Annotated in this window: 7 protein-coding genes and 6 pseudogenes; 8 read left to right on the top strand and 5 right to left on the bottom strand. The window is 59.3% G+C overall.

All coding sequences use genetic code 11. The features are described from left to right. Together NKI46_RS30615 and NKI46_RS30610 are read right to left on the bottom strand one after the other, a co-directional pair. Positions 1 to 1,210, bottom strand: a pseudogene (locus tag NKI46_RS30615) (hypothetical protein); the annotation flags it as partial. 219 nt (positions 1,211 to 1,429) lie between these two features. Next, positions 1,430 to 2,065, bottom strand: a complete 636-nt coding sequence (locus tag NKI46_RS30610; protein WP_352515271.1) for an aldehyde dehydrogenase family protein — start codon at positions 2,063 to 2,065, stop codon at positions 1,430 to 1,432. 424 nt (positions 2,066 to 2,489) lie between these two features. Here NKI46_RS30610 and NKI46_RS30605 point away from each other — a divergent pair. The 6 genes and pseudogenes from NKI46_RS30605 to NKI46_RS30580 all read left to right on the top strand — a co-directional run. Beyond that, positions 2,490 to 2,839 (top strand): annotated as a pseudogene (locus NKI46_RS30605) (DDE-type integrase/transposase/recombinase); the annotation flags it as partial. A gap of 357 nt (positions 2,840 to 3,196) precedes the next feature. Next, positions 3,197 to 3,572, top strand: a pseudogene (locus NKI46_RS30600) (type IV secretory system conjugative DNA transfer family protein); the annotation flags it as partial. 636 nt (positions 3,573 to 4,208) lie between these two features. Further along, positions 4,209 to 6,743, top strand: a complete 2,535-nt coding sequence (locus NKI46_RS30595) for a two-component system VirA-like sensor kinase (RefSeq protein WP_352749633.1) — start codon at positions 4,209 to 4,211, stop codon at positions 6,741 to 6,743. A gap of 885 nt (positions 6,744 to 7,628) precedes the next feature. Beyond that, the gene (locus NKI46_RS30590) at positions 7,629 to 7,820 is read left to right on the top strand and encodes a hypothetical protein (protein ID WP_023679698.1); all 192 of its coding nucleotides are present in this window, start codon (positions 7,629 to 7,631) and stop codon (positions 7,818 to 7,820) included. 192 nt (positions 7,821 to 8,012) lie between these two features. Beyond that, positions 8,013 to 8,446 (top strand): annotated as a pseudogene (locus NKI46_RS30585) (PfkB family carbohydrate kinase); the annotation flags it as partial. Positions 8,447 to 8,628: 182 nt separating this feature from the next. Then, positions 8,629 to 9,159: pseudogene (locus NKI46_RS30580) on the top strand (transposase); the annotation flags it as partial. Between the two features lie 182 nt (positions 9,160 to 9,341). On the opposite strand, the gene NKI46_RS30575 reads toward NKI46_RS30580, so the two are convergent. Both NKI46_RS30575 and hemN read right to left on the bottom strand, forming a co-directional pair. Beyond that, positions 9,342 to 9,548 carry an isopentenyl transferase family protein gene (locus tag NKI46_RS30575; protein ID WP_352659220.1) on the bottom strand — a complete coding sequence of 69 codons (207 nt, stop codon included), beginning with the start codon at positions 9,546 to 9,548 and terminating at the stop codon, positions 9,342 to 9,344. A gap of 182 nt (positions 9,549 to 9,730) precedes the next feature. Then, entirely contained in the window at positions 9,731 to 11,146 is a 1,416-nt protein-coding gene (hemN, locus tag NKI46_RS30570) for an oxygen-independent coproporphyrinogen III oxidase (RefSeq protein WP_352749630.1), read from the bottom strand. 358 nt (positions 11,147 to 11,504) lie between these two features. On the opposite strand from hemN, the gene NKI46_RS30565 reads away from it, so the two are divergent. Beyond that, positions 11,505 to 11,780: a hypothetical protein gene (locus NKI46_RS30565; RefSeq protein WP_023671826.1), complete on the top strand. Its 276-nt coding sequence runs from the start codon at positions 11,505 to 11,507 to the stop codon at positions 11,778 to 11,780. A 158-nt stretch (positions 11,781 to 11,938) separates the two neighbouring features. Here the strand turns inward: NKI46_RS30565 and NKI46_RS30560 are convergent, their stop codons facing one another. Next, positions 11,939 to 12,547, bottom strand: a complete 609-nt coding sequence (locus NKI46_RS30560) for a hypothetical protein (protein WP_352749628.1) — start codon at positions 12,545 to 12,547, stop codon at positions 11,939 to 11,941. Positions 12,548 to 12,941: 394 nt separating this feature from the next. Here NKI46_RS30560 and NKI46_RS31015 point away from each other — a divergent pair. After that, positions 12,942 to 13,016: pseudogene (locus tag NKI46_RS31015) on the top strand (integrase core domain-containing protein); the annotation flags it as partial.

Raw genomic sequence — 13,016 nt, 5'->3', positions numbered from 1 at the left:
CGTCTTCATTAGCTTTCCCAGGGGGGAGATACTCTGGCCAACTGTATTCCTCCTGCGGCCCGCTGTGCTGCGCAGCGGCGTCCCCAATGGCACGAGCCTCCATGTCGACTGCGTCTTCCGGACGAGCAGCAAGGGCAATTTCGCGCCCGAGTGCGGCGTACGGCGGGAACTTCCGGAGATGAGCTAGTGCACTGATCCACCGGTTACCACTGGAGTCCAAATAGCGCCTGGCATCTTCATCCAGCGACCCCTCGTAAAGCCGAGCCGCAATCCCCGGCCTGTTGTTTTCATGCAGGTATTGACTGAAACGTCTAAGAGTAGCCGCATAGTCCTGAATGGTTTTGGGATTCGGCCCGGTCGCAGGCGCTGCCTCGTACTTTTTGACCAGAGCCGCTTTGTAATCTCTGATGAGCTCGGCGTCGACAGGGTCGGGATTCAGGGCAGCGCGGCCCACCATTGGCGCTCCGCGCGCCGACTCTTTGAGACGACCCAGTGCTCTAGCCACGTTCGAGGAGCCACTCTCGCGCTGGTACTCCTTGAGATCCTGATCCAGCAACGGATCGTCAAGCCGAGCAGCAAATCCCGGCTTGTTATTATCAAAGAGCCAACGACCAAAGCCGAGAAGAGAATTTACATGGTCCGTGACCGTGCGCTCCCCGACCTTACCGGCATAGAGTGCTGACCTCAGCCCTTCGACAACGGTCGCATCGTTGGAATAAAGAGGACGCTTGTCGCGACCGGAGACCACTACTGGAGGATCTGGCTGCACCGCCGCCGGCAGAGAACGAGCATGGTCACGCAACTCGACCCGTGCGGGGGGATTCAGATCAACCACTGACGAATCCGGCGCATGATGATGGCGCGCCGTTGAGTGACCCGGATGCAGCACCGAGGCACCCAGCATCGACCCACTGCCTCCGGCGTACGGCGCCGCGGCGTGTTCTTGTCCGCTCCCTTGCATCATGGGCTGCGCTTCCCATGGGGCCGCGCCTTCGATGAGGTTCAGGTCTCCCTGAGACGGATGAGGATGGAACGGGTCTGGCAGAGCCGGAACGCCGGGGGCGGGAATTTGGGCAGCGGCTTGGCGCGCCTCGCCCGAGCGCTGCTCAAAGCCCTCTTGCCCGGCCTGTGCCGCTTGCTCTTGAGATGCCGGGGGCTGCACCTGCCGCCAACCTGTTACATTGGATAGGTCAAATTTGTGCCGGTTCACGCTAGCCTCACGTCCACAGATCAGCTGAGCAACCTACTCGGGCATACTTACGAGAAGCTGACGAGGTCCGCGGTCCCGGAGCGGGTAGGCCTAATTTTCTGCGCGCCGATTGCGCTGGCGCGACGTAGCCCGGCCTTTTGCCAGCTCGGCAGCTACGGCTCGCAAAGAGCGTCGTAAGGCTTGCGGAGCCGCCCCTCAGCTCCCGTCGAGGAGCAATCCTCAATTCACATATTTGGAGATGGCTCGCTGGTTTACCGGTCTGCGAGCCCTGCAAGCCCATGCTTCAGATGCCGCCCTGCAGAGGTATTTCATTTCGAGGTAGTCCTCGAGGCAATGGCGGGAACCCTCCCGCCCGATGCCGGACTGCTTCACTCGGCCGAAAGGCGCGGCTTCCGACGACATGCGTCCCGTGTTCATACCACCATGCCATATTCCAAGGCCTCGGCCACACGCCAAACACGCTTCCGTTTGAGGCACAAATGTGGGCGGCAAGGCCGTAGATCGTGTCGTTGGCCTCATGCACGACCTATCCGCATCGTCGAAGCAATCACAGGCGCCAACCGCCCGAATGTCTCTTTCTTGCGCGATGGTCATCTCGCTGGAGACAGGACCGATAGTTCGACGTGCCATTCGCGCGATGCGTTTGCCCCCGCATCGAATTCTGCGGCCTTTCGCGACGGCATCTGCGATATGGGATTCGATTTTGGCCAGAGCCTGCCTGTCGATCAGCACCGATCGCCACTCCGGAGCAAAGCCCTCGCCAACGATAAGTGGCGGACTTTCTCCACGAATTCTCGACAAACACCTTCGTGAACGCCTGACTGGACGGGGGTAGGCGTGCAGAACAGGTCGCATAACCACGCCATCGTTCGGCGACTGCAGCCGCGAAGCGTCTCGAACACACATCGGCTCGATGCGGTTGCGTCCAGAATGCATCGGCGAGCGGCGGGAGTCTTCGCTATATTCGCCCCCGACATCCCGAAGTCCTCCAGCTTGCCTGCCAAAAAGGGGTGTTGCATGAATAAACCCGCTTTCGTCGCCGTCAGCCGCGTGCCCAGGAAGGACGACAGCCTCCATAGCAAGAATGCGAGATGATCATCGTATTCAGCGGCAGCGTGCCGGCGAAATTGGGTTTTCGGCAGGCCAAATAGCGCGATGCAGAAGGATGGTGAGGATTTCGCGTCCGCTGACGCGTAGGTTCGTCGACGCTTATCCAGTATCGAGATAACAACGCCGCTGCGCAGGAACGAATTCTGAGAGCGCACCCTGCGAGAGGTTGCGCTTGCTGACGCGGCTGTGGAAGAAGCAGGGGCTCGCGCCGAAGCGCATGATCACCGACTAGCTGCGCTCGTATGGAGCGGCAAAGCGACAGGTGATGCCGGACGTCAAGCACCGGTCGCACAAGGGGTTGAACAACGGAGCGGAGAATTCCCATGTGCCGCCGCGAAAACGGGAGCGGATGATGCAGGGGTCCGATCGCCGGGAGGCCTGCAACGCTTCGTCTCGACCTTGTCAGCCCTCCGCAACCTCTTCGTCCCGCCCCGCCCCAAACGTTCTGCTCTCGCCATACATGTTCATCGCCTGCAAGCCATCGCCGAATCGAAGGCCGTGACTGGAACGCCCGCATGAATTCAGCAGCAGCAGCCCTCGGCCGGCCAATTTCAGACAACGTGACAAGCCCGACCAACAAGCCTATGTCGTCAAATCGCCAAACCGACGCGGCGAACTCGTGCTGGTCGGCAAGGCGATAGTGGCTGGAGCATCAACTCGGCCGACGAGAGTGGCCACACCATCCTAGACAGGATCGGCCGATATGCCCGGCATCGCCGCTCTGCAAAAAGCACAGCGGGCATCCAGACGTTGCCGGGTTGACTATGGGTGTCCGAACCGCGAAAAGAGGCCGCTCTTTATGAGTGGCGTGCGCTGGCAGTCTAACCCCAAGCCCCCCGCCCGGGCTGCCGGCGCGCTTCTAGGAACATCGAGGTAGATGACGAGACTCCGAACTACATTTCCAAACCTATCGGTGGATTCACATTTCAAGCCCAATCGTTTCCTACAGCCAGGCGCGAACGTTCGACTGGAACATTCAGAATTCACATCAAGGTGCACCGCTGTTGCGTCCCGAACAGGTTCGGCTGCTCGATGACGAGTACGAGATTGTTCTCATCAAGGTCTGCCACCATTAAAATTGAGGAAGGTGCGATATTTTTCGGATCGCATTCTGAAACGCATCTTTGAAAGCCAGACAGGCGCCCTCCCGGAGCCGGCGCCCTTGACGGGAGCAGAGGAGGCGCTCTCCGCAGAATCTCAACTCGGTGACCCGCTGTGTGAATTGGCGCAGGACTTTGACGATACAGTTTGATGTGAGGCTAGTATGAACCCGCGAAATAGTAATCCATCCCGTGTAACAGCTTTGTCGCAGGTGCAGGATGCCGGCTTGGAAGACGGGCAAGCGGTCCAGGCCCGGCGAGTGGGCTTTGAGCAGCACGTGTCCGAGGCGCTCCGGCCGCTGTTCGATGGTCGAGCTGACGAGCCGCCTACCGGTCCAGAGGAGCTTCTGCGACTGGAACAGGGGTTTCGCGAGGTGCTTCAGCGAGGGCAGGATCATCAAGCCGCCTCATCTTTTTTCAGCAACCCAGGGATGCCCGATGGACGGGATGACCCCAAGGGAAGCGTGTCGGACGCTTTCGCAGCAGCCGGCTCTAGGCACGCCGAGGCCGCCGCCCCGCCAGTGTTAGCTGCCAGCCAACAGCAGATCCGGCCCTCGCCAGTTGCGTTTGACCGGCCGGTATCATCCTCGGCTGCTGCAGGCGTGCGCTTGTATGCCCCTTCGATGATCTCTCGGAAGACCAGTTCCGAAAACTGCGATCAGTTGCCCGCCTTGTGCTGGCGCCTCGCCGTCGAGGTCGAAACGCCCGCGATTCAATGGAAGGTCAGCGGGCCATGGGGGCAGAGTGCAACGGTGTCTACACCGCCTATTTGAGGGGGAGAGGTACACTTGGCTTTCCTGTTCCAGCAGCATCCGGCCGCACACCGACGCGATGGGGAGCTAGAATTCAAATCGGACCTTCGCAAGGCACGCACCGCGGCTCAAACGCCGTTCGTTTGGGAAAAATGGCTCAGTACCGACAAAGCTTCTGTGATGGCCCTAGTGGCCTCGGTTGCGCTCTTGGTCGCGATACAGTGGCAAGACCCCCAGATCAACGAGGCGGTCCTAAGCGAACTGCGGACGATTCAGATCAACTACGCATTGCTCCAGCGAGACGTCGCCCGCGCCGACATGGTATTGGACTTCCGTTCCGTTGCTTCTACCGGGCAAGCATTAAAAAGGAACCTTCAAAACTACCAACGCCTTGTTGAGATTTCGCCCAATGAGAGCTCCGGGGTGCACTCCAGGTTGGTTGCACAGCTCAAAAAGTCCCTCGAAAACACAGAAGCTGCCATCTCGGCCTCGGCCGCGCAAAATGAGCTTCTGCAAAGCTCTCTCGTACGCTTTGCTCGCTCGGCTAATCGCCTTCGGGGGGGAGTGTCGAACAGGCCTGAATTTTCCAATCTGATCCTTCAATTTTCGGCCAGACCGGGATTCAGCCTCGCATTACAAATCGATCAGTCTCTCCGCCGACTTCCTCCTAGCCAGGACCAAGTCACGGAGGATGTTGCCCGCGAGGGCCGCGCTATCCTGTCCTCAATGTTGAGGTTGGACCGCGCTGTCAATCGGATCCCATCCTTCGACACGTTCGCCAAGGCTGCCGAATTGGAGCGAGAACATCTGAAAGCCTACAGCTTCGCCAGCGCGCAAGCGCAGCGTACACGACTTTTCTTTGGCTTGGTGTCCATATGCCTCTGCTTGTTTGCGACCATTCGAGCCTCCACGCAGCATGTGCGGACGAACCGGTTGGAAAGGCGGTTAGAGCTTGAAGCGGCGATGAGTGAGATCGAAGCTTGTTTCATCGACAGTCAAGCAACGAAGGCTTCGCGGCGCTTCTCCACCGAAGCAGCGCTTAGACTCATTCAATGCGTTTTCGATGCGGATCAATGCGCGCTTGCTCTGGTGGATCCGAGTATCAGCAGGAATACCGAGTACTTTGTCGCGAACAAGCGCATGCGCGTCTGGAACGCCGCGCTAATCCATGAAGTCGTCTCACTTGTACACCCGGAACAGCCAGTGTTTCGCGTCGTTCCGGCGTCGGAAGTGGTTCGGACTGCCGTAGGCACTACCGGTGTTTGTCAAATTGTTGGTTGCAGGGCCTCCGATCAGCAGGCTGCGGTTTGTATCCTTGTTTTTGAAGGAGATCGCTCACCACCCTCCACAGACGACCTCCTGGTTCTGGCGAGCGCTACTGTGCGTTTAGGCAACCATCTTGAAATGCAACGTGTACACACGGAACGTAACCTTTTTGAGAGTCGATGGGAGCATGCGGAAAGGCTGACGGCTGTCGGCACAATCGCAAGCGGCGTTACACATGAATTCAATAATGTTCTAGGAGCAATAGTCGGCTACGCAGAGATGGCTAAAGGTCTTGTGCGCCGCCCCTCGAGAATTCGGGGCCACATCGGCCAAATTATCTTGGCCAGCAACCGAGCCAAGCTGATTATTGATCAAATTTTGTCACTAAGCCGAACTCGGAAGCGCGTGACGATGCCTTTCGACGTCTCGGAGAGTGTAATGGATCTAGCGCCATTGCTGCGGGTTACAGTTCGTGCGGATGTTCAGTTGAACTTCAAGATCAACGAGTGGCAAACGGTGATCGAGGGCAGCCCGACCGAGTTACAGCAAATCCTTATGAATCTATGCAAGAACGCGTCGGAGGCTCTCTTGAATGAGGGCCGTGTCCAGATTAGCGTTTCTCGCGCTCACGTCTGTCAAACGAAGCCCGTGGCTAAGGGCACCTTGAAACCGGGAGATTACGTTCTCCTCTCCATCAGCGACGATGGCCAAGGAATCGCAAGTTCGGTGCTTCCGCACATCTTTGAGCCCTTTTTTACCACGCGCTCTCGCGTCGGCGGGACCGGACTGGGTCTTGCTGCAGTGGACCGCCATGTGAGCGCGCTCGCAGGATGCCTTGACGTCACCTCGGCTGTTGGCCGAGGTACACGCTTCGATCTCTACTTACCGGCCTGCGCTGAGGAGCAGGTCAGAGCTGATAGCGCTTCCGGTCCATACGATGGATCACTTGGCAATGGAGAAATCATTGCAGTCGTGGAGCCCGATCCAGCAGCGTTGGAGATCTACAACGATAAGATCGCCGCGCTTGGTTATAAGCCTGTCGGCTTCGCGACCTTCGAAAGTCTTTGCGACTGGATCGAGAGCGGGAAGGCAGCCGACCTCCTCATTTTCGATCAAGCGACTTTCCTCGGGCCAGGACAGCCCGAAGCCGTACGTACCACCCTGATGACGGTGCCCATCATCGTCGTTGGTGGAAGCGACCCCATGCCGATCACATCTGGTAATCAGACCTTCGTCCTTTGGCTAGCCAAACCGGTCTCGTCCAGGACGATGGAGCATGCAATTCGTAGGATGATAATGGCATGATGCCGCCGACGCGCTCAGGCTACCGAGCTACCGAGGCAATCGAAGGCGGAGCCGGCTGGGATCCAGCAAATACAAGAGCGTCGGACGATCTCTGCGCACCCGGCTCATGGCGAGTTCCCCTCGAACACTGTCGTCGGCTTCCGCCCAAGGAAGGGCTCCCCGACCACGGCAAACCTGCCGCCGTGATCGTGACCGTCAAGGACAAGTCGCCGCGCGATGGGGTCTGCGGGCCTCCATCCTTGACAAGTCACTGCGCGCTGGCGGCGACAGGCGACGGGTAATATAAGGTCGGGATGAGGAGATGGTCGCCAATCGGTCATGCAAGATGGTTGACGAAAAGCAAAGCTTGACAATCATCGCCCCATTCACGCCAGACTTCTCCTGTGCGCTCATCACTCGGCTACGGCTCCTCGCCCGCCCCGACAGGCTATCGCCGCCCGGCCGGGCAAGCGATATCCCAGGTTCCGACGTGTTCCTTTCATGCTTGATGGACCTAGGCCCCGGCAGGGCGGGAGCATGAGGCTGGGTTCTCGGTCGCGGATCTGTGAGGCAAGCACGGGGTAAGCGAAGGCTCGACCCACCATTGGGGAGGCCGGCTTCGGCTGACTTTCGAACTAACTGCCGACAACACACTGGATAGGCTGTTCTCGTCGTTCGGTCCAGTTCACCAACGCCTGTGTCGACATTTTACGGCGCTTCACTACTCAGCGCCGCGCCCGTGAGCGCCAGCGAGTGGTCGTCGGCGGGCTCGATGGCGCTGTCAGGTCGGGGACTCGACCTCTATGATCATCACCGATTTAATTCAAATTTGTCTGTATATATTGACGATTGCACCACCTTCACCTCGTAAACGGCAATGCGGGCGGATGGAGAGGGTTCTATGATATGACAAGCGATTTTTCCGCCGCCCGAGGGCATTTAGATCGAGCGTATGACTACCTTTGTGGGGATGACCCGATGAGTCAAAGGGGCCGCGAAGCCTTGGATCTGCTAATTGAGGCGGTTGCCGTCGAAGAGTTCAAGCAGCCACGCCAAAGCGCGGAGGTGCTAAGGTTTCCTATCGGGCGCCGCTGCTGAGGTAATCTCCACGGCCGCCATGTAGCCTCAGGTGGCAGGGACTCGCCGCCCCGTGAGGGCCGGGAACGAACGCATTGGCAAAAGGAAAGCCCACTTGCCAAACCCGCGCCCGGCCGGCGTGGTAAGAAGGCCGGCGGGTTCCCAAGCGGAGACATTGACGCCGGACTATGACGTTCTTTGCATCGGCAATGCAGCGCCGGCAACACCGCCGCCGGCGTAGGCAGCTTCGGCGGGCGCGCCGCCTTCTTCGGCAGGTGACGAACGACGCGCTCGGCGAGATCTACGCCCACGACATCCACGCCGAGGGCGTCGCCTTCGACACCGAACCGCTAGTGGGACAACCACCGACGGCATGCTCGATGAACTTCGTAACGCCCGATGGCGAGCGCTTAACTCGGCGCCTGCTTCGAACTCGGCCCGACGATGTCGAACCAGACAAGGCTTCGGGCACCAAGGTCACTTATTTCGAGGGCTATCTGGGGGACCCGCCGCGCGCCAAGCAAGCGATCCGGCAGACCGCGCGGCTGGCGCATGCCGCTGGGCGCGAAGTGTCGATGACGCTGTCGTATTCGTTTTGCGTCGACCCCTACCGCGACGAGTTCGTCGAGCTGATCCGCTCCGGCACGGCAGCAGCAGGTCGTCTGGATCGCCGGGACTATCCGGGTGAGTACGTCGGGGTAGTGTGCTGAGAGTTCTGCAAATTCGCTGAGAGGGGGCGGTCATGGCAGGCTGGTGATTGTTCACGTCACCGATTGCCGCGAAGGAACGCCACCATGACCAAGACTGAAGTTAAGACCGCCAGCGCTGCCGTCAAAGCAAGGGCATCGGGTTGGTCGTGTCCGACGATCATGCCGGCCTAGTGGCAGCGATCGGCGAGGTGATCCCCGAAGCCGCCTGGCAACGCTGCTACGTGCACTTCCTCAGGAACGCGCTCGATCATCTGCCGAGGAAGCACGGCGACGACTGCCTGCAGGAATTGCGCTGGCTCTACGACCGGCACGATCTCGCAGGGGCCAGGGCTGATCTTGCCGCATGGCTTGCCAAATGGTCGGCCCGCTATCCGGTCTGACAGGCTGGGCCGAGGATGCCATCGAACAAACCCTGACCTTCTTCAGGCTGCCGAGACAGCACCATAAGCATCTCAAATCCACCAACACGCTGGAGCGGCTCTCCGCCGGCGCACCTATGTCGTGCGCATCTTCCCCAATACCGAAAGCTGCCGCGCCTGGTCAGGGCGTTGGCCGTCGAGACCAATGAAAACTGGATGGAGGCCAACCGATACATCAACATGGACGACCTGCGCGAGCACAAGAAGCTCGCTCTGCGCCAAGCCGCATGACCAGCATCATGGCCGCCCCATTTTGCAGAACTTGTCGCACACAACCGCTTTGCTCTCTCTACAAAGGCATCGGAGTTGCCGAGCCGCAACCGCCTTACATGCCACTGAAAGCGCCAGCCCGATGCTGACTCGCGCCATGTGAATTGAGAAGGGAGATCGAGCCGGCTTCGAGTGAGCCCAGGCTAAGATCTAAGCTCATCCACGTGCATGATCAGCTTACGACGGGCAGTCACGGCGTGGATGTGCCCGCGGTTAGGAGGCGTATCCAAGTAAACCCGCTGGGTAGATTGCAGTTCGGGATCCGAGGCACGCCCGCTGCGCGTAGCGATTTGAGGACAGCATTGTACACGATCCAACGCAATGACCGACCGTCCGGTCTCTCGTGCAATTTAAATTGAAACGTCTGTCTTGCCGCTGCAGGTCGGCCCGTAAATCAAATGGATTAGCATGTGTTTACCGCTTAGAAGCCCTTGTTTTTCGAACTAACTGCCGACAACAAACTGGATAGGCTGTTCTCGTGGTTCGGTCCAGTTCACCAACGCCTATGTCGACATTTTAGGGCGCTTCACTACTAACGGGCACCGCACGATGGCAGCTCGTTCTCTCCGGCAAAAGATACTCCCTGTGTTAGCTTCCATGTTGTGTGCTTGCCCTCACCTGCGGGATACGGAAGGCCATCCCTAAAAGCATCGAATGCGGCAGCGACAGCGCGAATCCCAAAGCGATGCTCCCGCCGTACGCGGACAAAACCGTTTTCGAAGTCCACTATTCCGTCCTTGGCCAGCATCGCCAAACGCTCATCTGAACCGCGAAGACGGATCAAATCAGATCCGTGGGCGACACAGATTGCCGGCACGTCAGCCTCGAAATCGCACATTAATCGCTCGATGATTGCGGCTCGCAGGCGGTCGTCGTCTGTGAGGCGATGGCCCTTCGATGTCGCCAGTCGGCCAGCTGCGATGTGCCGGATGTAGAAATCCCGTGTAACTTCGTTTTGAACGTACCCCTGGCCAAAGCGGCCGATAGCCGACGCGCCGAAACCGATCAGGGTTCTGCAGGTATCGGCAGAGTAGCCCAACGAGTTACGTCGCAGGCGACCTGTTTCCTGTGCCAGCGCGAGCTCGTCGTGCGGCAAGGCGAAATGGTCGAGCCCGATCTCTCGGTAGCCGGCGGCAACCAGCGTCACGGCGGCAGCCGTATGCTGTTCAGCGCGGGCAGCGCTGTGGGGAAGAAATTCCGCCTCGATGAGGCGCTGGTTCTTTATTTGGGATGGGATATGCGAGTAGCCGAACAAGGCAAGCCGGTCGGGGCGCATGGCGACCGCCGCCCTCGCCGTCTCGACGCACGACTCCACCGTTTGACGCGGCAGGCCGTAGATGAGGTCGAAGTTGATCCGGTTTACTCCATGCCGGCGCAGCATTTTCACGGCAGCCGACGTCTGGGCCTCGCTCTGGATTCGGTTGATCGCTTTTTGAACAATGGGATCGAAGCTCTGTACGCCCAGGCTCGCGCGGTTCACGCCGGCCGCTCCCAAGCCTTCCGCCATCTCGGGCGTGAGCGTGCGTGGATCGATCTCGATGGCGACCGTAGCTGTTTTCGAGATGGCGAAGCGGCATCGCAGGAACTCCATCAGAGCGAGGAACTCGGCTGGTCCGATGAGAGACGGCGTTCCGCCGCCGAAATGTATGTCGCTCACGGGCAGCGTCTTCGGCACTCGCTCGCAAACCAGACGGATCTCGTCACGCAGCGCCGCCAGATAGTTGAGGATGGGCGCATCATGGCGGGTGATGGTGGTTGGGAAGCCGCAATACCAGCAGGCTGATCGGCAGAACGGAACGTGCAGATAGAGTGACACCGGATCCTCAGCCGGCAGGTTCCTGAGCCATGCCTCATAAGCCTCGGCGCCGACCGCCCCGGAGAACTCCGACACAGCCGGATAGATAGTGTACCAAGGCAGCCGGGCCTCTCGAAATTTCTTGGTCTGCAAAGGCACAATCCCATACTGATAACAACCAACCCTACCCACCGCGCCCGCCTGGGTCCTTGCGCTATGTCAGTCCGTTCCGTTTGGGCTCGAATCTAGATCTTTTTTAGCAATGGGCCACAGGCGCCGCTGCCCATCACTTCGCGCTACGGCACCCTGAACGCCGTTTACGAGGCCCCGGACGCCGATGACTGGGAATCGACCAACTGCGCCAATCTCGTCGGCTCGCCGGATGCGTCGACGCTGCGAGCGTCCGGCCGGCTCCGGGCCCTCAAGCGGCTCTTCGCGCCGACGCCGGGGGGGGCAAGGACCTCCTTGACCAGGGCGCCAGCGTCGATTTGGTGTTGCCGGTGGCAAAAGCGTGACGGATCCGCTCTTCAATCGGATCCTGGGGGGACTGGCGCCCCTCAAAACCGGTGGCGCGGAACGAGCCCCGATCTGCATCTTGAAAGGCGCGTTTACCAGCCGATGGAGCGCCTCGACCGATCGCGTGCTCGACCGCTTTGAAGTCGCCTACACGCCCTCCCCGTATAATGCACCTGCAAACCGGCCCGTGCTCGCACAGCTGAGTGACTTCAACAAGCTGAAGCTTGCGCTGGCAGTCTTTCCGCTCGGAGTTTCAGCAATTCCTAGATGACTCACAAGATGCTAGCTCCCGTCCGCCATTCGTGCCATTCCCAAAATACACCCGATTGCCCGCGCAGAACGGCGGAACCTTCTCGAGCACTGGCTCGCCTCAGAATGCCGCTGCCCCAGTAATGATCAACGTTTGGAAGATCATGGCGCGTGGTCGTCTCAGTTTTCATCCCCCTCCTCGGTTTCCTCGGCAAGAATCTCCCTCTCCTGCTCAAGTCTTCGCATAAGGCGATCGAACTCTTTGACCCCAATCGCGCCAGTTGAAACGAGGTGAAAGCTGGCATCTTTCGACAGCATCCCTGCCCACTCGCGCTGATCGCCGTGCGGGCTCGCCACTCGCTCGACCCCCTTGGGTTTGGCATGCGGGTCGCCGGTCAGCACCGGTGGCCACGAAAACCAATCATCCGCGTACGGGACCTTGTACGACTCCTTTGCCCAATATCGGTCATGGTCGAACCGAGGAACCCGATCCATGTCCACGCCCAGATCGTTCAATCGCTCGTAGAATCCCGTGTAATTGAAGTTCTGCGGGTCACTGTGGCCGTCCGGAATCCCGCGATCGACTTCTATATGTGGCACGATCGTGAGAACTCGATCGACCGTACGGCAAGCGCCAATATAACAAGCCGCTAGGCTCGTGTACTGCGCCGAGTTCGGAGAGCCCCCCTCCTCGTAGTCTATTTCAATGTTAATTGCCTTGCCCTTAAGGTCGAACTTAGCAGCTTTCCGTTCTTTGGCTTCAAGCCGGACTCTGCCTTCGTCGCCCACACGTTCGTCTCTTGGAATGGCCACAAATGGACCACCTCTCCCGTTTTGAGAATTACCGCGTGCGACTTGTTACGCTTTTTCCCAATCCAAGGCTTCACTGTGTCGTAGGTGAGCTTTCCGTCCACGGTCTGGTGGAGGATGAAGTGAGTGCGCCCGGCGCAATTGCCATCCATAAGGTCACAAGCGTCCTCGAGGTCAGCCAATGGATCTGTCGAAATATCGTTAATGCCCATGTCCCACTCCTAGCAAATAAATCCCCGATACTAGCATAACGCCAATTCGGACGCAAAGTAGCCGAGGCCGGCTCGTAGCCGCACGGTCCGTTACAAGGACTCCGCCTTAAAGACCGTCTATGCAACGGATTGGCCGAAAGACGAGGGCACTCGCCAAGGCCGATATCGACCACCGAACGACAAAGCCAAGGCACCCATGGACCAACGGCCAGGTCGAACGCATGAACCGCACGATC

This window comes from Mesorhizobium sp. M0615 (assembly GCF_040320805.1).
Lineage (GTDB): Bacteria > Pseudomonadota > Alphaproteobacteria > Rhizobiales > Rhizobiaceae > Mesorhizobium.
Note: the sequence above shows the minus strand (reverse complement) of the source record. Positions and strands in the feature narration are given on the sequence as shown.

Bases quoted from the DNA above. Each gene is read 5' to 3' on its own strand.
- NKI46_RS30610 (WP_352515271.1), bottom strand. From the start codon at position 2,065: ATGCGACCTGTTCTGCACGCCTACCCCCGTCCAGTCAGGCGTTCACGA.
- NKI46_RS30590 (WP_023679698.1), top strand. From the start codon at position 7,629: ATGACAAGCGATTTTTCCGCCGCCCGAGGGCATTTAGATCGAGCGTAT.